The sequence below is a fragment of the Microbacterium sp. IO18 genome (genome assembly GCF_049099505.1).
Taxonomy (GTDB): Bacteria; Actinomycetota; Actinomycetes; order Actinomycetales; family Microbacteriaceae; genus Microbacterium; species Microbacterium aurugineum.
Map to the genome: position 1 here is coordinate 2,426,657 of NZ_JBMJAF010000001.1, position 20,223 is coordinate 2,446,879.

The window sequence follows — 20,223 nt, forward strand, 5'->3', positions numbered from 1 at the left end:
GTGGATCACCCAACACGGATCCCCTATGCCTTAGACGTCAAGCGCGAAGTGACGGTGGGGACGTGGAGGGGCGCTGGCCTGAATAGATCGCCGCTGCGATCCCCAACCCGGCAGCTAAGAGGAGGCCGACGACCAGCATGGTTTTGGTGCCAGTCTTGTCGTTGGCGCGCAGAAACTCGGTCGTCTTGTCGCTGCTCTGAACTTGAAGGTCTTCCAGGAGGCGGTAGATCGTGTGAGCTTCGCCTTCGCTAATGCCGCCCTGGCTAAGCCGCTCAAATAGTCCATCAACGATCCTGTTGGTGAGTTCGTAGTAAGAATCGGAGGTGTGCGCATTGGCTGCTCGTTCTTCAGAACCGGCAGACTTGATCGCCTCGAGCCCCAGTTTGAGGAACGCGGCGAGGGGCGGGTGTCGTTGAACAAGGCGCGCTAGCTGCTCTGGGGTCTCATTGAGGAGCCGCCTTGTCTCTTCGGGGTCGGGGGATCCCCAATCGAGCACGATCGGCTCGCTGTACTCAGCGGTAGCATCCATGCTCTCCTGCTCGAAGCTTTCACCATCGTTCGGGTGGTCGTCGGTCGCCGTCACAGTCTCCCCCTCGTGCCTGCGGCTTATGGTACTGGGTCGTCTGCTCTTCGCGGTCGTGGGACGATCAACGCATGACGTTGGTCGTGGCCGTGATTGATCAGGTGACTGGGGCAGTCGCAGTAGGAGCTGACTCCAAGGTCACATGGGCTCAGGATGAGAGCCGAACGAGGAGGGTGTACACGGAACCCGTACTCAAGATCATTCACCTTCACGATGATCTTGTCGTCGGCTATGCCGGCGACGGGCCTGACGTGCTCGCGTCTGCGGTGACGAGCTTGCGCGGTCGCGGAGTCGACGAGGTGCTTGAAGAGCTGTCGCTGATCGCCGGTGCGTCCTTTGTCGTGGCTCATCGAGAGCCCGCCCGGATTTGGACGGTCTCGGCCGAGCTGGGAGTCGAGGAGCGGACCGCAATAGGCCGAGCATGGGCTGGAGACCGGAGCGCGTTTGCGAGGTTTCAAGCGCGCTTCGACGATTTCGCCGACGATTCTGTGCTGTTTCGCTTGCAGTCGACGATGCAGCATATCGTCCACCTGGTGCGCCCTGAACCTGTCGGTGGGTACACGATCTTAGTTGCAGGCGATGCGACCAAGCCATTTCGTTATGTTCCTCTGCGGAGTGAACTCTGGCCCGAGAGCTTCGACGCGACTGTCTCCGGGCGAACGGAGAACCCTGATCGCACGGTGAACTTTACCGCGCGCGCCACCTTCGCGGAGGCGCCGCTTGTGCTTCATGTGATTCCAGGAGCTGCGCCGACCCCCGGGGCACTCGGTCTGTATGTCGAGAACTCGGGACTCGGCTATGTCTATCCCGATCGGACGCCTGCCCAGCGAGCCACGGTCCGAGCGGACGCGCTTGAGGACTTCGTGAGGCTGGCCGAGACCGAGCACGGCCAATCTCTCTTGCCTCGATGAATCACTGTGTAGGAATCCGCCACCTGTGGTGGAATCTCAGATCAGGGATTCGTGCCGAGTACCGTGGAATCCGAGGCATTCACCGCCACTTCGAGCGGGAACCTACACTGACGCCCCCACGCGCACGGCGACATCCCGGCGCTGTGCAGGCTCGACGGGCTCAGAGCAGGGCGACGAGTTCCTCGACGGCGACGGCGTACCCTCTCACTCCCTGCCCGACGACGCGGACGGCTGCGATGTCGTGGAGGTAGGAGAAGCGGCGGAAGGGTTCTCGATGGTCCAGGTCTGTGACGTGCACCTCCGCGAACGGGAGTGCCACAGCGGAGAGCGCGTCGCGAAGTGACACGGAACTGTGGGTCAGACCGCCGGGGTTGATGACGATGCCGGCGACTCGGTTCCGCGCCGCGTGGATCGCGTCGATGAGGACGCCTTCGTGATTGCTCTGGACGGTCTCGATGTCGTAGCCGAGTGCTCGTGCCGTGGCTACGGCGATCCGCGCGACGTCGTCGAGGGTCTCGGTTCCATACAGCTCTGGTTCCCTGAGGCCCAGCTGGTTCAGGTTCGGGCCGTTCAACAGGAGCAGGCGTCGGTCGGGGGGAGGGGGAGGATTCGTCGTCGACACCGGCGACTACTCCGTCGGTGCGGTCGCCCACGACACGACCACGTCGCCGATCATCTGGCGGAGGTGGTCGCGACGGCCGGGCGAGTGCAGGTCGGTGTCGAAGAGATACTCGAAAGTGTGCTGATTCGCGATCTGGAAGACGCAGTAGGAGCTGATCAGCAGATGCACGTCGAGCGCATCGATGTCACGGCGGAAGAGGGCGCGTTCATGCCCTCGTCTGAGGATGTCGTCGAGCAGTTCGAGGGCCGGTGCGTTGAGCTCGCGGAGGGAGTCCACCTGCGTGACGAAACGTCCGTAGTGGATGTTCTCCACGGCGACGAGGCGGACGAAGTCCCGGTGCTCCAGGTGGTGATCATAGGTCAGCTCCGCGATCTGGCGGAGGGCGGCGACCGGCTCGAGCCCATCGACGCGCAGTCGCTGTTCGGCTTCGCGGATCTCGCGGTAGGAGTTCTCCAGGACGGCGAGGTACAGCTGCTCCTTGCTCCCGAAGTAGTAGTAGATCATGCGCTTGGTGGTGCTGCTCCGCTGCGCGATGTCATCGACTGTCGTTCCGGAATATCCCGTTTGTGCGAAGGCCGCTGTCGCCTCGGCGAGGAGTTCGGCCCGCGTCCGCTCGGCGTCGCGATGCCGCACCACTCGTTCGCTCACATGGCTATCCTGCCCTGCGGTCTTCTTGAGCCACAAGCCGGACCGGGGTGCTGGCCGCGCCGTATCCGTCGTAGGCACCGCGCCGTTCGACGATCTCGAAGAAGACCTTGCCGACGGTCGGGGTGTAGAAGTGCAGAAAGGAGCCATTCGCATCACGGTCATAGAGAAGGTTGAGTTCGCGCAGGAGGTGGAGGAATTCGTCGTCGAGGCCGAAGCGTGCGTGGAGGTCGTCGTAGTAGTTGTCGGGAATCGGGAGCGAGGGCAAGCCCGAGCGTCGCGCACGTTCGGCGGCGGCGATCACGTCATCGACCCGTATCGCGATGTGGCGAGGCTGAAGGGGCGCCGTGGGAGGGGCGAGATTCATGGCGAGGCGGACCGATCCGTCAGGCGTGCGCATCACTTGACTGCGCACGAGGCCGTAGGGGCCGGCCAGATCCGCAGACGTCCCCGGGTCGAGCGCGAGAACGCCGATGTTGAACAGGACCGCCTCATCGAACTCATGCCACGGGAGGGCGACGTTGAGGTGATCGATGACGCCGTGGAGAGAGTCGATCTCGGAGGTCTGGCCGCCTTCGAACTCGGCGACCCACGACTCTGCCGTGGACGCGGAACTCCAGTAGATCCCGGTGCCGTCCGGAGCGGAGACGGTCGGTAGCTCGGCGTCACCGGCGCGGGTGCGACGAAACCGCGGTGTCGCGCCGATCGATACGGCATGCCGCTTCGCCGCCTGCGCATCCGCCACCGTGAAGCCGATCCCCTCGATGTGCGGTTCGCCGGCGCGAGGCTCCTCCGACAGCACGATGCTCGCTTCGCCCGCGCGCCAGAGGCGTACGGCCTTCGTGCGGTGTCCGCCCCCGAAGTCGAACCCGAGCTGGTCGAGGATCTGCTCGACCGACGAGAGATCGGAGCCGGAGATCTCGACGAAGTCGACCGCGTGCGGGGGCTGTGGCGGTGCGACCTGCGCGTCCGGCTGTCCGTTCGCACGAACGGTGCTGTTGTACAGCCAACGCAGGGAGCGATGCGCATGCGCGGCCGTTCGGGTCACGTCGGTCTGACGGAAGGTGTCGTTGAACACCTCGAGCGACAGCGGACCGGTGTAGCCGGCGCGCAGGACGTGCGAGAGGAAGGTCGTCAGATCGAACTGTCCCTCGCCGGGGAAGAGACGGTGGTGGCGGCTCCACGACAAGACGTCCATGTCGAGTGACGGTGCATCGGCCAGCTGCAGGAAGAACAACTTTGCGGGATCGATGCCCTCGATTGCGGCAGGGTCGTGGCCCCGCGACAGAACGTGGAAGCTGTCGAGACAGACGCCCAGGTTCGCGCGGTCGGCACGCTCGACGATGTTCCACGCGTCCCGGTAGTCATCGACGAACCGCCCCCAGGCCAACGCCTCGTATGCGATCGAGATGCCGTACTCCGCCGCCGCGTCCGCCAGCTGCCCCAGCTGCCGCGCGGCGACCTCGGGGTCGGCGATCGTGGCCGTTCCGACATTGCTGCACACGAGCACCATCGAAGCCCCCAGTCGGCGCATCACCTCGAACTTCGCGCGAGCACGGCGCAGATTGTCCGCGAACGTCGCGTCATCGACGCCTTCACAGTCACGCAACGGCTGGAAGAGGTCGATCGTCAGTCCCAGACGCGCACACAGCGCGCGGATCTCCTCCGGCGACTCCACGGCCGCGACCAGGTCGGCATCCATGATCTCGACGCCGTCGAAGCCTGCGGCGGCGCAGGCGTGGAGCTTGTCGACGAGGCCCCCGGAGAGGCAGACGGTCGCTATCGAAGTGCGCATGGCGCTCAATGTACCAGACGGTTAATTAGCCCACGGTTGACATGCCGGCCGGTGGGCGTCAAAGTGTACTAACCAGTTAGTCCATTACGAACGGATGCCCCATGATCAGATCCCTCGGCCTCGCGACCGAGCCGGTCCACGCATCGACCGGGGTCCTCATGGGGCTGGTGGGTGAAGGAGTGCTCCCCTCCTTGACGCCCCTGCTGCAGATGGAGGAGGGCAGAGCCCAGGGCCTGAATCTCGTCGATCGAGCAATCGACTTCGATGCGTCGGGATCGTCGGGGTTCGGCGCGGAGAAGCTCGCCGATGTGCTCGACTGGGCCGAGCGTCTGGGATTCAGCGCGCTGAACATCACCTATCCCTGCAAACAGGCGGTCATTCCTCTCCTCGATTCCCTGGACCCCGTTGCCGCTGCCGTCGGCGCGGTGAACACGGTGCTGTTCACCGCGGACGGACGGGTCGGCCTCAACACGGACACCACCGGGTTCGAGCGGGCCTATCGTGCGGAACTGGACGATGTCCGGAGAAGGCGAGTCGTTCAGCTCGCTGCCGGCGGCGCGGGGGCGGCCGTCGCCGACGCGCTGATGCGGTTGGGTGCCGAGGAACTGGTCATCGTCGACCTGGACTCGGATCGCGCCCGGAGCCTTGCGAAGTCCGTCTCCGAGAGGCACGGTCGCGCGGCGGTCCCGGCGAGCCCGGATGACCTTGCCGATCTGCTTCGGACAGTCGATGGCATCGTGAACTGCTCGCCGATCGGGATGCACAATCATCCCGGAGCGCCCTTCGACCTCACACTGCTTCACGCGCGGCACTGGGTTGCCGACATCGTGTATCGACCGCTCCACACGGAGCTCCTCCGCGCCGCCGCGGCTGCCGGCTGCCGCACGATGCACGGCGGGCACATGGCGGTCGGTCAGGCGGCCGACACCTTCCACCTGGTCACCGGCCGAGCCCCGGACCTTCCGCGCATGCACCGGCACTTCGAAGAACTCATCGCCGCCCCGTAAGTGATCATCACCCATGACAAAGGAGTCAACAACGTGTCGCATCCACCCAGCGCAGCGCCCTCTGATGCCCCCGACCTGCCCGTCGACGCGGAAACGGGTCACAAGACCCCCGTCAAGGCGGCTGTCGCGAGCTTCATGGGCAGCGCCGTCGAATACTACGATTTCTTCATCTTCGGCACCGCCGCGGCGCTGATCTTCCCGCACATCTTCTTCCCCGACGGAGACAATGCTGCTCTGGTCATGTCGCTCGCGACGTTCGGGTTCGCCTACATCGCACGTCCGATCGGCGCGGTCATCCTCGGCCACCTGGGGGACAGGCTGGGGCGCCAGCGGATCCTGATGTTCACGCTCGTGCTGATGGGCATCTCGACCTTCGTCATCGGATGCCTCCCGACGTTCGCGCAGATCGGTTGGTTCGCGCCGATCCTGCTCGTCCTCTGTCGTTTGATGCAGGGGCTTTCCGCCGCAGGTGAGCAGGCGGGCGCGTCGTCGATGACCCTGGAGCATGCGCCCGACGATCGGCGTTCGTTCTTCACCTCCTGGACGCTGTCGGGAACACAGGGCGGGCAGATCCTCGCAGCGCTCATCTTCCTCCCGGTGACGCTGATCCCCGACGAAGACCCGTTCAAGTACGAGTGGGCATGGCGGATACCGTTCTGGCTGAGCGCGGTCGTCGTCGTCGTCACGTTCTACATTCGTCGCACCCTGCAGGAGCCGCCGGCATTCGAAGAAGCGAAGGCCCACGGGGACATCGCGAAGATCCCGCTGTTCGACCTCATGCGATATCACTGGCGGGACGTGCTGCGAGTGATCCTGTGCGCGTTCATCGCCGCGGTCTCCACGGTGTTCGGAAACCTGGCGCTCGCCTACGGCAAGGAGGTCGGACTCGCCGAGAGTCTCACCCTGTGGCTCGTCGTGGTGGCGAACGTCTTCGCTCTCGGAACGCAACCCCTGTTCGCCACACTCGCCGATCGCATCGGGCGAAAGCCGGTCTTCATCTACGGGGCGATCTCTTCCGCCGTCTTCATGCCGTTCTACATGCTGTCGATGAGCGGGGACAACATGGTCCTCACCTTCGCTCTGGCCGTGCTCACGTTCTCTTGCGGCTACGCGGCTGCGAACGCGGTGTGGCCGTCTTTCTACGGGGAGATGTTCTCTGCCCGGGTCCGGTTCTCCGGGCTGGCGATCGGCACTCAGATCGGTTTCCTGCTCGCCGGATTCGCTCCGTCGATCGTCGCCGGGCTCGGAGGCGTTCAGCAAGGGGGATGGGTCGTCATCTCGATCTTCACCGCAGTGGTGTGCCTCATCGTGACGCTCGCGGCCCTCACCGCCCGTGAGACCAAGGATGTGCCGACCGCCACGCTGGGGATCAAAGTGATCGCCGGCTGATCGTTCCCCCTGTTGCGGTCATACCGTTTCCGCATCGTCGCCGGCGACGTCGAGGGCCAGCTTCCCCACATGGTGTTCGCGGAGCGCGCGGTGGGCGTCTTGCACACGAGTGAAGGGGAACCGTTGCGTGACGTGCGGCGTGAACGTGCCGGCGTCGATGAGGGAGTTGAGTCGTTCGAGGCCGGCATGGCTCCGGTCGCCGTCGAAGTGGAGGATCGGCACGGCGGGTGGTGTCGCGGGCAGGGGATGAACGCCGTGGGGCCAAGCGACGCGTCCTGAAGGGTGCATCGCGCGAAGCGCCTGCTCCAGCACGGATCCGCCGACGGTGACGAACGCCGCATCGAGCCCGTTCGGCGCGAAAGCCTCCGCCGCTGCCACGACGTCGTGCGAGCGGCCGTCGACGACGGCCGCGGCGCCGTGGCTCCGGGACAGAGCGACGCCGTCGGCGCCGGAGGAGACGGCAAGGACCCGGATGCCGCGCTGCTGCGCCAGTTGCACGACCATGTGTCCCATGCCCCCGCTCGCGCCGAACACCATCAGCGTCTGGCCGGGCGCGAGATCGAGCAGATCGATTCCGCTCAGGGCGGTCAGGGCATCCCACGCCATCACGCCGGCCTCGGTCATCGACAGGCGCTCGGGGACGTGGGCGACGTGCTCCTCGGCGACGACTCCGTACTCGGCGTAGAACCCTCCGCGCGGCACGGGCATCGACGCGGCATAGACGCGATCGCCGACCGCGAAGCGTGTGACTGCGCTGCCCACGGCGGCGATCGTGCCGGCGGCATCCCAGCCGAGTACGTAGGGGAAGGTCGAGGCGATACCGAACGCATCCTCATATTCCCCCTGGCGCTCCACGGCGTCCCAGGAGGCCACCCCCGCCACGGACACCTTGATCAGGACATCGGACTCGCCCACGATCGGAACGTCGATCGTCCGAGGGACGAGCTCATCGACGCCGCCGAAGCGATCGAGCACGATGGCCCTCATCCGTGCGGGAACACGGGGGCGTGAGGGGCGGGCAGGGGCGACGAGCTCATGCGTTCTCCTTCTCGGTGATCTTGGCGCGAGAGCATGGTGTCCGGAAGTTCTCCGGGCAGGGTGTTCGCGCTCAGACGGCGGAGCAGGCGTCGCACGTGGCCGGTCCGTCGCATTGAACAACTTCGATGCATAGACGATCTCGCATGCATCGAAGCTTGTCAATACGTAGGGCACCGTTTCCGTGGAACACGTCACGCTCGACCGTGGCCCGGGCCGAGCCCCGACGACGATCGAGCGTGATGCGCAGTCAGCTAGCGGTGCTGCCGAGTCACGCGGGGAGGAACGCGGTAAGGCCGGTACCGATGAAGGTCAGGATGATTCCGACGGCGACGATCACGCCACCGATGAGTGCCAGCGTGTTGAGGATGATTCCCCAGACGGCAAGCGTTCGGCCTGCGGGTTCGCGACGAAGTGAGAAGAACCCTGCGACCAGACCGGCGATCGGTACGAGGAGCGTGATGCCTGCGAAGAACGAGACGATTCCCGTGACGAGGCTCGCCAATCCCAGCATCTTGGAGCGCAGGCCCTCCGTGGGGACTGCGCTACCAGAAGCGTTCGGGACGGTGGATGTTGACATGATTTGTATTTGCTTTCCTGGTTGAGTGTGAGTTGCGCGGCCTGTCGGGTTTCTGGGTGCAGCGCAGGGAACTCAGCAAAGCTAGGTGGCCAGCTTCGCTCCTCGGCGTTGAATGCCTCCGATGCCGTGCTCCTCGCGTGGTTCTCCGTGTCTTCGAGCCGAAACCACGCGCGCCGATGACGTGATCGGCGGTAGTCGACGTGTGAGCCGAGTAGCCGCCGTGTCAGCGACTCGCGGTCGTTGAGACCTTCTCCACTCCGACGAACTTCATCATCTGCTGTCCGTAGAGGCAGGTCTGCAGGGTGAGTTCGCCGTGTATGCCGATGAGGTCGTCCGAGGTCGCGACGCGCTTCGGCAGCATCCGGACATCCACCACGGCATAGGTGACTCCGTCAATGGAGAGCTGCTGGCCCACCTCCCACGGGAGGATGACGTCCCCACCGCAGTTGTTGTGGGCAGCCCACGTGGGCACCGTGCCGGGGTTCTCATAGCGGACCATCTCGGTGAAGGTGCCGTCGCACCGGTCCAATTCCCTCTCGTCGCCCGGGACGCCGAGCGTGACGTGCGGGAGCGTTCCGCTCGCCTCGGTCTGAACCGTGGCGATCGCGATCTTCGTCTCGCCGTAGACGCGCTCGACCTCGGACGGAGCGAAGATCACGGCGACGAGCACCGCCGCCCCCACAGCCAGGAGCATCCCCGCGAACAGCGTGCGCGTGCGAAGCGCTCGGCGTGACCTCGAGGATCGGGTGAGCGGGCGAGAGGGGGGATGCGGCATGGGTCGTGGCTCCGGACGAGAAGGGCAGCTGATCAGTATCGCCACGGAGCGGTCTGCGGGTACCGGTCGCCACAAAGGTCACGTAGCCGCGCTGCCATGATTCAGTGATGACGGCAGCCCGCTCCGTGGTCCGGAGGGCGGAACTCCGCGGTGCGTTCTCTCTGTGCGGAGAGCTAAGACAAGACCTCGACGTGCTGCGCGAGCGCTTTCCGGTTCGACACGTCGAGCTTGCGCATGATGCGATGCATGTGACTCTCGACCGTGCGCACGCTGAGCACGAGGCGCGTGGCGATCTCCTGGTTGGAGAGACCCATCGCGGCGAACCTGCCGACCTCGCGCTCGCGCTCCGTGAGGGTGACGGCCGCGGCCCCGAATCTGGCCGTGTCGAAGGCCCGGTCTCCGTGAGCGGCGCGAATCGCGTGCGCCGCGCTGTCTGCGGCCCGGCGTGTGGCGTCATCGCCCCTCTCGAGCGCCGTGGTGCGCGCGATCTGGCACGCCGAGAGGGCGAGGCCGACGAGCCCCACCTGCTCGAGCTCTTCCACGCACGCGAGCATCGTGACCGGGTCGCCCTCGACGAGGGCGGAGACGTAGTCGCCGTGCGCCTGAAGCAGGCGGGCGTCCGGGAGTTCGTCGAGCGCGCGACGGGCGACCGCGAGGCGCTCCCCGACGGGGGCGAGCTCGAGCGAGGACAGCATGCCGAGCACTGCGGCGAACCGTGCGCCACGATCCCACAGCGACTGCGACGACGCCCACATGTCATCCGCGGCCGCCTGCACCTTTCCATCGAAGGCCAGGAGCTGCGCACGAGGCCAGGCGTGGGTCTGGCCGGGCAGCGGGCCGTCGAGAATGGAGGTGCCGTTGATCTCCTGGGCGATCTTCTCTCCCAGGCTCAGTTGTCCGCGTCGGATCGCCACGACGGACGCGATGGTCAAGAGCGAGAGCTGAACGCCGGGAGGCAGAGGCGAGGGCTCACCGGCGGCGAACACCGTCTCCACGATCTCGTCCACGGCGGCGTAGTCACCCGCGAGGAGCTGCACGAGGATCACCGCGGCGCCGAACGCGCGGAGTGCATCGATGTCGAGATACCCATGCGCCTCGTCGAACCCTTGCTGGAGGGTCTCTAGCGCGGCACGATGCGATCCGATCCCGAGCAGGGCGAGGCCGTGCAGGACGCGGATCATGTAAGCGTCTCGCGGGCGCTCGACCGTCTCCGTGGCAACGTGCACCCTGAGCGCGTCGCTGAACCGACCCGTGGAGACGAGCACCAGCATCTGCGTCTCCCACAGCTGCAGCTTCACATCGTCGGGGAGATCGTCGGTGACCTCGAGGCGTGCGCCGAAGTCGTCCGGGATGCGTGTGAGGTTGGCCTGGAGGCGGACGTCGACGGCGTCGAGCATCCGGGCGTAGGGACCGAGCGTGATCGAAGCCTCGCTCAGACGCCGCTGAGCACCGTCCAGATCGTGGTCGACGTAGGCGGTCCACTCCGCCCGCAGGCTCTCGAAGTCAGCGCGTCCGGCAACGTCTCCGTTGCTCGCGTCGGTGGTATCGAAGACGTGGCGGACGGTCTCGGTGACGGTCGGGGTGTGCGTATGCATCAGTGCACGCAGATACCGCACGGCGCTGCTCGCCGAGGGGTTCGCCTCCCATTCGGAAGCCGTCACGATCCTGCGCGCCCGGGCGCGCTCCTGGAGCAAGCGGACGAACAGCGCCTCCTGCGTCCCGAACGCCGGCTGGCGATTCTCACGTTCGGCGAGGATCGCCGAGGCGGATCCGGCCGTGCCGAGGCGCTCGACGATCAGGGCGGTGAGTCGGGTGCGTCGCGCGGTCAGTGGCTCGTGGCGGAAGAATTCCACGATGAGCGGGGGCACGACGGTCACGAGCTGCCGCGCGCCACTGGAGATGAACGTGATCATGCGACGTTCCTCGAGCAGCTCCAGCGTGCCCCAGTCGATGAGCTTGCGCACGGTCTCGATGTCGGCCACGCCGACGATGGCGATGATCTCGATCGCGTCCCGGGCGGCATCGTCCAGATCCTCGAGGTGCGCTTCGAGCACCGCGCGCAGGCCCGAGCTCCACAGGTCGCGGGTGGCGACCCACTCCTTCCCTCCGCGGAGCGCGATCCTCTGCTCGCGGATGCAGGCGTCGACCAGGCTCAATGCCAGCCCGATGTTGCCCCCCCGACTTCGCGAAGATCCGGCTCATGGTCGCCGCCTCGATGGGCCCCTTGAGGTAATGCTCCAGCGCCTTCTCCATCTCCTCGAAGCGCAGAGGAGACATGTCGATCACATAGGAGGGCTCCAGGGTGGAGGCGGCGAGGCCGGTCGGCGTGTGGCGCGCACGCAGCCCCTGCAGCCGGGAGAGGACGATGGGGATGCCGCTCGAGCGACGAACGGCCTCGGCGACGCCCCAGGACGACTCATCCAGGTCGTCCCAATCGTCGAGGAACAGCACGGAGCGGGGTAACCGCAGAGCATGTCGCAGAGCTTCCGCCGTCTCGTGGAGCCCACTCGTCGAGCGCTGCGTCCCCGTGGGAGGAATGCCCGCGAGGTGCAGTGCGGCGAGCGGATGCTGACGCAGCGAGGCGACGCCCCGAACCTGGATGACCTTCCACTCGCCCTCTTCCAGCCGAGCGCGGAGCGCCCTCAGGAAGGCGCTGCGGCCGCTGCCTCGTCCGCCGACGACGTCCACGCTGACGCCGGCATGCACCAGATCCAGCGCGGCGGCCAGGCTCTGCTCCCGACCGATGACCATGGCACGACCCCGCTTCCTCACGCGGACACTCCTAACCGAAAACTAGACCTGATCCCTGCGCGACGGAAGTCCGTGTTCCTGTGGGGTTCGGCCGCGCAGTCGTCCGCGACGCGCGCGGATCAGGATGAGATGACAACGGCGCTACCGAGTCGGATTCTGTTTCCATGCGGGTTCGCGATCGTCGTTGAGCGATCACGCACGGGGGGAGCTGGCCCAGGGACACCTTTCAGTACGAGAGGGACCTGTCTGGGCGCGCACGCAGTCCGTGCGCGGTGGAACGTGGTGTTTTGCGTACCGCGCCGACGACTTAGGTGCGTTTTTCGTGTCTACTCGGTACCGCGATCTCGAGACGGTGGAAGAGTGCGTCCGAATCACGCTCCGGAGCGACTACGGCCTCCTCGCCGCGACCTACGCAACCTGTGCGCGGGGCTACGGCACTCTCGGTACGGCACCGGCCGCAGCCTCCCTCCAGGCCTACCTTGGAGATGCCCAACACCGTTGGATCGCCGTCGGCGCTCGCCGAGGTGATGTGACACGGGCGGTCTTCCGCGGCCCATCCTGACGGTTCCCCGCCCGTGTCATGCTCTCGTCCTGTGAACGCGGACCGTATGCCGTCTGACTACGGGTAAGGCGCGTAGAGCCACGGAGTCGCGTACGGATAGCGGGGAGCCGGGCACGGAGCCGTCCTCATTCGGGTACTGGTATCGACCCCGATCGTCGAGCGCCCAGCGAGTTGCCCCCTCTACTTGCATGCGGCGTTGTCTGTTCCAGCCCGCCGAGACCTGGCGTGCTCTCTTTCCCGCGCGCCGAAGAGCTTCCCTGCACGAAAGGTACCTTCTCCATGGGATCACGAAAACCACGAACCCGATACTTATTGTCGACGATTCTCGCGGGCACGATCGCCGTGCTCACGAGTCTCGTCGTCGTCCCTCCGAGTTTCGCTGCCACGGTCGTGGGTGAGGACGGCCTGACGGTCGACGTCTCCCCGAACCAGGTCGTCGAAGCGGATGCCGACGGCTTCACGCTGACGATCACGGACGACAATCTCAGTGGCGCGGACTTCGACTCGTACCAGGTGTCGGGAATCCCGACCGGCTGGTCGCTCGTCGTCGACGGCGGGGCGGCCGAGGTGGTCTCGCCCGATCCACTGATCTATTCCATTCCGCGCGCGCACAGCGAGCTGCGCGTCGTCGCACCCGCCGACTACGTCGGCACCCTGTCCGGTGTGAAGATCGCGCGAGACACAAACGGCCCGAACCTCGTCACCGACTTCGACAACGGGACGTTCGACTACCTCGGCGAGTCGATGCCTCAGATCGCGGCGAACACGATCTACGCCTGGGACGACCCCTCGACGGTCCACGAGACCGAGGGATGCAACCCTGCGACGCCGTACTACGGACCCTGCGACGGGCAGTACACGATCTGGCCGACGACCGACTTCGGTGGTCCGGATGCGGATCGCTACAACAACCTTTGGGCTGATGTCCGGTCGATCGACGACGAACTCCCCAACACCGGCGCGACTTCCAGCGACGTGATCTGCGGTGCGGATCCGATGAGGAGCCCGGCCACGAACCTCACTCAGGTCACCACCGAGCAGTCCGCCGCTTCGGGCAAGGTTCTGATGATGAACGGTTCGATGTCGTTCCCCACGCCCCACGACCTCATCTCCACGACGGTCAACGGCCTGGAGCCGGGCGCCACCTACACGGTCAAGGGCCATGTGACGAACATCAGCTACAGCGCGGGCAATGTGCTGCCGGTGCAGTCCGCGTTCTACGTGACCGACAGTGAAGAGACGAAGAACATCGGTTCGTCCCTCCCGATCGCGAAGCAGAGCTCCTGCCTGACCCAGGATGTCGTCTGGGGACAGAACGTCGGCACGTTCGTCGCCGACTCGCTCGGAACCGCGACGATCGGACTGCGCAACTACGCGGCCGGCGGCTTCGGCAACGACTTCGCTGTGGACAACCTTTCCCTCGTCAAGATGGCGAGTGTGTCGGTCGACCTGGTCGTCTTCGACACCCCGGCCCCGGGGCTCTCGCTCGACAAGGACTACGTCGTCGTCGATGACGCGAACGGCAACGGGATCAACGACCCGGGCGACGTGATCGCCTGGACGTTCGACGTCACCAACACCGGCAATGTCGCGTTGGAGAACGTCGTCGTGGACGACCCGCTGCTCGATGAGCTGGGTCTCGCGATCACGTGTGACCCGACGTCCCTGGCCGCCGGCGAGTCCGCGACGTGCCGTTCGGAGGACTACACGATCACCGAGGCGGACGCCGAAGCCGGTGAGATCCACAACGTGGCTACCGCGACCGGTAACGTGACGCCGGGCACTCCGGGTGACCCGGAAGACCCGGTGAGCCCGCCCGACGAGGTCATCGTCCCGATCGAGCCGACCCCGGCTCCGGGAATCGCGCTGGAGAAGGACTACGTCCTGGTCGACGACGCGAACGGCAACGGGATCAACGACTCGGGCGATGTGATCGCGTGGACGTTCGATGTCACCAACACCGGTAACGTCGCGTTGGAGAACGTCGTCGTGGATGACCCTCTCCTGCAGGATCTCGGCATCGACGTGATCTGCGACCCGGCTCCTCTGGCTCCTGGTGAGTCGGTGCTGTGCCGCTCGGGTGACTACACCATCACCGATGCGGACGTGGAAGCGGGAGAGATCCACAACGTCGCCACCGCGACCGGAACGGTTCCTCCGGGTACTCCGGGTGACCCGGAAGACCCGGTCAGCCCGCCGGACGAGGTCATCGTCCCGACCGAGCCGACTCCGACTCCGGCCATCGCGCTGGAGAAGGACTACGTCCTGGTCGACGACGCGAACGACAACGGGATCAACGATCCCGGCGACGTCGTGAAGTGGACCTTCGCCGTCACCAACACCGGCAACGTGCCGCTGGACGATGTCCGTGTCGTGGACCCGCTGCTGGACGAGCTGGGTGTCGCGATCACGTGTGATCCGACCTCCCTGGCCGCCGGCGAGTCCGCGGAGTGCGAGTCGGAGAACTACACGATCACGCAAGCCGACGCCGAAGCCGGTGAGATCCACAACGTCGCCACCGCGACCGGAACGGTTCCTCCGGAGACTCCGGGTGACCCGGAAGACCCGGTGAGCCCGCCCGACGAGGTCATCATCCCGACCGAGCCGACCCCGGCCCCGGGGATCGCGCTCGACAAGGACTACGTCGTCGTCGACGACGCGAACGATAACGGGATCAACGACCCGGGCGACGTGATCGCCTGGACGTTCGAGGTCACCAACACCGGCAACGTGCCGCTGGACGATGTCCGTGTCCAGGACCCGCTGCTCGACGACCTGGGTCTCGCGATCACCTGCGATCCGACGTCCCTGGCCGCCGGCGAGTCCGCGACGTGCCGTTCGGAGAACTACACCATCACGGAGGCCGACGCTGAAGCGGGAGAGATCCTGAACGTGGCAACCGCGACCGGAACGGTTCCTCCGGAGACCCCGGGTGACCCGGAAGACCCGGTCAGCCCGCCCGACGAGGTCATCGTCCCGACCGAGCCGACTCCGGCTCCCGGGCTCTCGCTCGACAAGGACTACGTCCTCGTCGACGACGCGAACGACAACGGGATCAACGATCCCGGCGACGTCGTGAAATGGACCTTCGCCGTCACCAACACCGGCAACGTGCCGCTGGACGATGTCCGTGTCGTGGACCCGCTGCTCGACGAGCTGGGTGTCGCGATCACGTGTGATCCGACCTCCCTGGCCGCTGGTGAGTCCGCGGTGTGCGAGTCGGAGAACTACACGATCACGCAGGTCGACGCCCTTGCCGGCGAGATCCACAACATCGCGACGGCGACGGGCGCGGTTCCTCCGGAGACTCCGGGCGACCCGGAAGACCCGGTGAGCCCGCCCGACGAGGTCATCATCCCGACCGAGCCGACCCCGGCCCCGGGGATCGCGCTCGACAAGGACTACGTCGTCGTCGACGACGCGAACGATAACGGGATCAACGACCCGGGCGACGTGATCGCCTGGACGTTCGAGGTCACCAACACCGGCAACGTGCCGCTGGACGATGTCCGTGTCCAGGACCCGCTGCTCGACGACCTGGGTCTCGCGATCACCTGCGATCCGACGTCCCTGGCCGCCGGCGAGTCCGCGACGTGCCGTTCGGAGAACTACACCATCACGGAGGCCGACGCTGAAGCGGGAGAGATCCTGAACGTGGCAACCGCGACCGGAACGGTTCCTCCGGAGACCCCGGGTGACCCGGAAGACCCGGTCAGCCCGCCCGACGAGGTCATCGTCCCGACCGAGCCGACTCCGGCTCCCGGGCTCTCGCTCGACAAGGACTACGTCCTCGTCGACGACGCGAACGACAACGGGATCAACGATCCCGGCGACGTCGTGAAATGGACCTTCGCCGTCACCAACACCGGCAACGTGCCGCTGGACGATGTCCGTGTCGTGGACCCGCTGCTCGACGAGCTGGGTGTCGCGATCACGTGTGATCCGACCTCCCTGGCCGCTGGTGAGTCCGCGGTGTGCGAGTCGGAGAACTACACGATCACGCAGGTCGACGCCCTTGCCGGCGAGATCCACAACATCGCGACGGCGACGGGCGCGGTTCCTCCGGAGACTCCGGGCGACCCGGAAGACCCGGTGAGCCCGCCCGACGAGGTCGTCATCCCGCTCGAGCCGCTCGTGGCCGGCCTGGAGCTCGTCAAGTCGGCGCAGCTCAACGACACCAACGGCAACGGCTGGGCTGACGCCGGTGAGACGATCGACTACTCCTTCGACCTCACCAGTACCGGTACTGCTGAGTTGACGGATGTCTTCGTCGACGACCCGATGCTGACTGACGCCGGTATCGCGGTCGAGTGCCCGCAGACGACGCTCGCGCCCGGCGAGTCCATGACCTGTCACGCCGTGAAGGGGTACACCGTCACGGAGGAGGACGTGGAGGACGGTCAGGTGTACAACGCCGCGACCGGCTACGCCGAGGTCCCCGACAACGTCGAGCCGATCGATCCGCCCGAGAGCGATGTGACCACCCCCGCTGACGAGGCTACGTACCTCGCGTCGACGGGTGGAAGCAGCCTGGGCATCATCGGCGGCGCGGCTGCGCTGCTCGTGGTCGCGGGAGGAGTGCTCCTCCTCGCGCGACGGATGAAGCGCCCGGTGATCGAGGCGTAACAACCGCTGATCACGTCACAGAGCGGCGTGCCATGTCTACCGACGCGGCACGCCGCTCTGTCGTCTCTCAAACGGACTCTCCGGAGCCGTCGGTACTCACTGAGGGGGCGAGTTTCTGCTCTTATGCGGAATTCCGTAGCACGTTCTACTTAAGTCGAACGGTTCTTGGAACAAGGTCGCGCTCGATCTGGTGATGTTGTGACTGGGGGAGACGGGGACGCCCGTCAGCGCTCCGACGCGCGGCTGGGGGGCCGCCGTCGGAGTGGCGCCGTGGGGAGGCGCCTCGGTGTGGTGGCCTTGCGGTGGGGAGCAAGGCCACCAGCCACCGTCGCCGCTCTTCTCCCGGGCGCACTGCGGCCAGAAGGGGTCGTCAGACGCTGCCGTCTGGTACGAGGCCGTCTTCGACGGCGCGCCGGAAGAGATCCACCTTCGTGAAGGCCGGTCGACCTGCGGTCACGTATTTCCGGCGGATGCCTTTGATGTGATCCACGACCGTGTTCCGGCTGATGCCCAGCGCCTCACCCACCTGCGCCGCCGTGTATCCGGTGGCGTACAGCTCCAGCACCTCACGTTCCCGGGGAGACAACGAGACCTCGGGTGCGAAGAGCGGAGTCCTCGTGCTCGAGTCGAGCTCCCGCGCTGCTGAACGGTTCCGCTGGGTCGCACGGATACCGGCGATGACCCGGTGGAGAGGATCGGTCTTCCGCATGCTCTCCACACCGGCGAATCCCGGCACCTGTGGGGCGGAGAGCATCGGTGAGACGCCGGAGAAGACCAGGACTCCGATGCCGCGCGACACGAGTGCTTCCCAGGGAGGTGGCTGCGAAAGGGGCCCACCGATCGCGGGGTCGACCAGCACCACGTCGAGGGTCTTCCCGGCCGAGAGCAGTTCACGGACGCTGCGTGCCGAGCAGACGAAAGTCATGTCCGGTTGCGCGTTGATCAGGACCGTGATGCCCAGCACGAGCGCCGGCTGGTTGTCGATGATCCCCACGCGAATCGGCACGGATCAAGATTCGATGCCGAACCGTGACCGCGGTGGTCGCCTGCGTCGAAAGGGGTACACCGCGGGCCGAGAATTGCGTAGTCGGTTCCAGCCGTTGCGTAGTCGTCGCCGGTGTGACGACGTCGACCCGCGCGTGCCGGAGCTGGACGACCATGGGGGAGGGGAGATGGGCGGTCGTCCAGCCCGGACCATGAGATGGTCACAACCTATGGCGCTTCCCGCGGAAGGTAAATCCCCAGTTGTGGGGATACGCAGGGAGTCTCGCCCGGCATGGAAAACTTGGCGGCGGCATCGTGCGTTGATCGGCTTTGCGTGCTGTTCGGGGGACGTTGCGTAGGAGCGACCCGGTGTCTCCGTGCCGTGGTGTCCGACGCCTGTCGACAACCATGCCTTGTGGGCGGCCCTTCCCCGCGCTACTGTCCGAGACACAGACACACGGGCCACCCACCCGCGGGTCTCGTCGTGGCAGTACCGGCATTCGCGTGGATGGTCGATCTCATCTGCTGTTCACACGAGATTGGTGCGGTGGTGAAGATGCGAGTCGTGAAAGCCCGATCACGTGCGCGAGGTGTGGCCGCCTTGCTCGCCGCGGTCAGCGTCGTCGCCGCTTCTCTGATCTTCGCGTCCCCCGCGTATGCTGCGGGGTCGGTCCTGTTGGATGAGACGTTCGGAGGTGAAACCGTTCCCGATGTCCGAGCGATCGGGCTCGACGGAGCATGCATCACCGGGGCCACCGCTGCGCCGCCACCCGGGGCCTCCAACCTCGGTCCGTGCACGTTCACGAACGGTTCCCCGACGCCGGGGCTTCTTCCGGGATGGCTCCAACTCAACGATGAGAGTCAGAACCGGAACGGCGGGATGGTGTTCGATCGCGCACTCCCGGCGAACGCCGGACTGGCGATCGAGTTCGATCAGGCGCAGTACGGCGGCAGCGGCGCGGACGGAATCTCCTTCTTCCTCTCGGACGGTTCGCGGTCGCTCACGAGCACCGGCGGCATCGGTGCATCTCTGGGTTACGCGCCGTTCATCTTCGGGGGAACATCGCAAGAGGGGGTCGCGGGGGGATACCTCGGTGTCGCCTTCGACGCCTGGGGGTACAACACCAACGACGATCAAGGCCGTGGCGTCGGGTGTCCGGCCCTCTCGGGCTACCTCTCCCCGCCGCGCGTCGGCAACACCGTCACCCTGCGTGGGCCCGGCGATGGCTACGAAGGATATTGCTTCCTGGCGTCGACACGACTGGGCCCTCCCGGCGGTGCCTCCACGCTGCCGGGAGAGATTCGCAATGCCGTGGGGCCCGATGAGGCGGTTCGCAACGTCCGCGTGACGGTCTCGCCGGATGAGTTCCCTGTCGTGACCGTCGAGATCGACTTCACAGGAACCCGGACGGCGTACCAGACGGTCCTCTCCTACGTCATGGACGAGCGCCCGCCGGCGACGTACAAGTTCGGCTTCGCCGCATCGACGGGTGCAGAGACGGACGTGCACCTCATCCGCAATGTGCAGGTGATGTCGGTGAATCCACTCGGCGACATCAGCCTCGTCAAGCAGGTCGACCGCACCGATCCTCAACCGGCGGCATACGGGCTCGGCGACACGATTCCCTACCAATTCGTCGTCACCAACACCGGAGTCGAGCAGCTCACCGGGGTCGTGGTCGACGACCCGTTGATCGCGGACGTCAGCTGTCCGTCCACCGTGTTGGGCCCGGCCGGCGGGGCGGACTCGTCGATGGTGTGCACCGGCAGCTATACGGTCACCGCGGCGGATGCGCAGCAGACCAGCTTCGTCAACACGGCGACCGTGGTCGCCCAGAACAGCGTCGGGGAGCAGGTCACCGATGAATCCTCGGCGACGGTCGAAATCACGATCGCTCATGCCTCGCTTGCCTTGACGAAGATCGCTGTTCTGAATGAGGGGAATGGGAATGGCTTGG

The 20,223-nt window shown here is 66.1% G+C and carries 14 protein-coding genes; 5 read left to right on the forward strand and 9 right to left on the reverse strand.

Features of this window, described 5'->3' with window-relative positions; genetic code table 11:
- Positions 1–37 precede the first annotated feature (37 nt).
- A complete protein-coding gene (locus tag ACLF6J_RS11540; RefSeq protein ID WP_134352543.1) occupies positions 38–583 on the reverse strand; it encodes a hypothetical protein in 546 nt (181 codons plus the stop codon).
- Between the two features lie 71 nt (positions 584–654).
- Between ACLF6J_RS11540 and ACLF6J_RS11545 the strand changes: the two genes are divergently transcribed.
- Positions 655–1,494: a hypothetical protein gene (locus ACLF6J_RS11545; RefSeq protein WP_134352542.1), complete on the forward strand. Its 840-nt coding sequence runs from the start codon at positions 655–657 to the stop codon at positions 1,492–1,494.
- Positions 1,495–1,654: 160 nt separating this feature from the next.
- On the opposite strand, the gene ACLF6J_RS11550 is transcribed toward ACLF6J_RS11545, so the two are convergent.
- From ACLF6J_RS11550 to ACLF6J_RS11560, 3 genes are read right to left on the reverse strand one after another with little or no spacing between them, the layout of a single operon-like run.
- Entirely contained in the window at positions 1,655–2,116 is a 462-nt protein-coding gene (locus ACLF6J_RS11550; RefSeq protein ID WP_134352541.1) for a type II 3-dehydroquinate dehydratase, read from the reverse strand.
- Between the two features lie 6 nt (positions 2,117–2,122).
- Positions 2,123–2,764, reverse strand: coding sequence for a TetR/AcrR family transcriptional regulator (locus tag ACLF6J_RS11555; protein WP_244093543.1), 642 nt, complete (start codon positions 2,762–2,764; stop codon positions 2,123–2,125).
- Between the two features lie 4 nt (positions 2,765–2,768).
- Positions 2,769–4,556: a bifunctional sugar phosphate isomerase/epimerase/4-hydroxyphenylpyruvate dioxygenase family protein gene (locus tag ACLF6J_RS11560; protein ID WP_134352540.1), complete on the reverse strand. Its 1,788-nt coding sequence runs from the start codon at positions 4,554–4,556 to the stop codon at positions 2,769–2,771.
- 101 nt (positions 4,557–4,657) lie between these two features.
- Between ACLF6J_RS11560 and ACLF6J_RS11565 the strand changes: the two genes are divergently transcribed.
- Positions 4,658–5,563, forward strand: coding sequence for a shikimate dehydrogenase (locus tag ACLF6J_RS11565; RefSeq protein WP_134352539.1), 906 nt, complete (start codon positions 4,658–4,660; stop codon positions 5,561–5,563).
- Positions 5,564–5,698: 135 nt separating this feature from the next.
- A complete protein-coding gene (locus ACLF6J_RS11570; protein WP_134353912.1) occupies positions 5,699–6,952 on the forward strand; it encodes an MFS transporter in 1,254 nt (417 codons plus the stop codon).
- An 18-nt stretch (positions 6,953–6,970) separates the two neighbouring features.
- On the opposite strand, the gene ACLF6J_RS11575 is transcribed toward ACLF6J_RS11570, so the two are convergent.
- From ACLF6J_RS11575 to ACLF6J_RS11590, 4 genes are all read right to left on the reverse strand, one after another.
- Positions 6,971–7,927, reverse strand: coding sequence for a quinone oxidoreductase family protein (locus ACLF6J_RS11575; protein ID WP_244093541.1), 957 nt, complete (start codon positions 7,925–7,927; stop codon positions 6,971–6,973).
- 331 nt (positions 7,928–8,258) lie between these two features.
- A complete protein-coding gene (locus tag ACLF6J_RS11580) occupies positions 8,259–8,567 on the reverse strand; it encodes a hypothetical protein (RefSeq protein ID WP_227991869.1) in 309 nt (102 codons plus the stop codon).
- Between the two features lie 223 nt (positions 8,568–8,790).
- On the reverse strand, positions 8,791–9,261 hold the full coding sequence (locus tag ACLF6J_RS11585; RefSeq protein ID WP_134352537.1) for a hypothetical protein: 471 nt from the start codon (positions 9,259–9,261) through the stop codon (positions 8,791–8,793).
- A 254-nt stretch (positions 9,262–9,515) separates the two neighbouring features.
- On the reverse strand, positions 9,516–11,498 hold the full coding sequence (locus tag ACLF6J_RS11590; RefSeq protein ID WP_421076888.1) for a helix-turn-helix transcriptional regulator: 1,983 nt from the start codon (positions 11,496–11,498) through the stop codon (positions 9,516–9,518).
- A gap of 1,469 nt (positions 11,499–12,967) precedes the next feature.
- Between ACLF6J_RS11590 and ACLF6J_RS11595 the strand changes: the two genes are divergently transcribed.
- Entirely contained in the window at positions 12,968–17,281 is a 4,314-nt protein-coding gene (locus ACLF6J_RS11595; RefSeq protein WP_421076889.1) for a DUF7507 domain-containing protein, read from the forward strand.
- Positions 17,282–17,651: 370 nt separating this feature from the next.
- Here ACLF6J_RS11595 and ACLF6J_RS11600 read toward each other — a convergent pair whose 3' ends face one another.
- Entirely contained in the window at positions 17,652–18,287 is a 636-nt protein-coding gene (locus ACLF6J_RS11600; protein ID WP_134352534.1) for a response regulator transcription factor, read from the reverse strand.
- Positions 18,288–18,830: 543 nt separating this feature from the next.
- On the opposite strand from ACLF6J_RS11600, the gene ACLF6J_RS11605 reads away from it, so the two are divergent.
- Positions 18,831–20,223, forward strand: a 1,393-nt coding sequence (locus tag ACLF6J_RS11605; RefSeq protein WP_421076890.1) for a DUF7507 domain-containing protein, incomplete at its 3' end; no start/stop codon positions are given.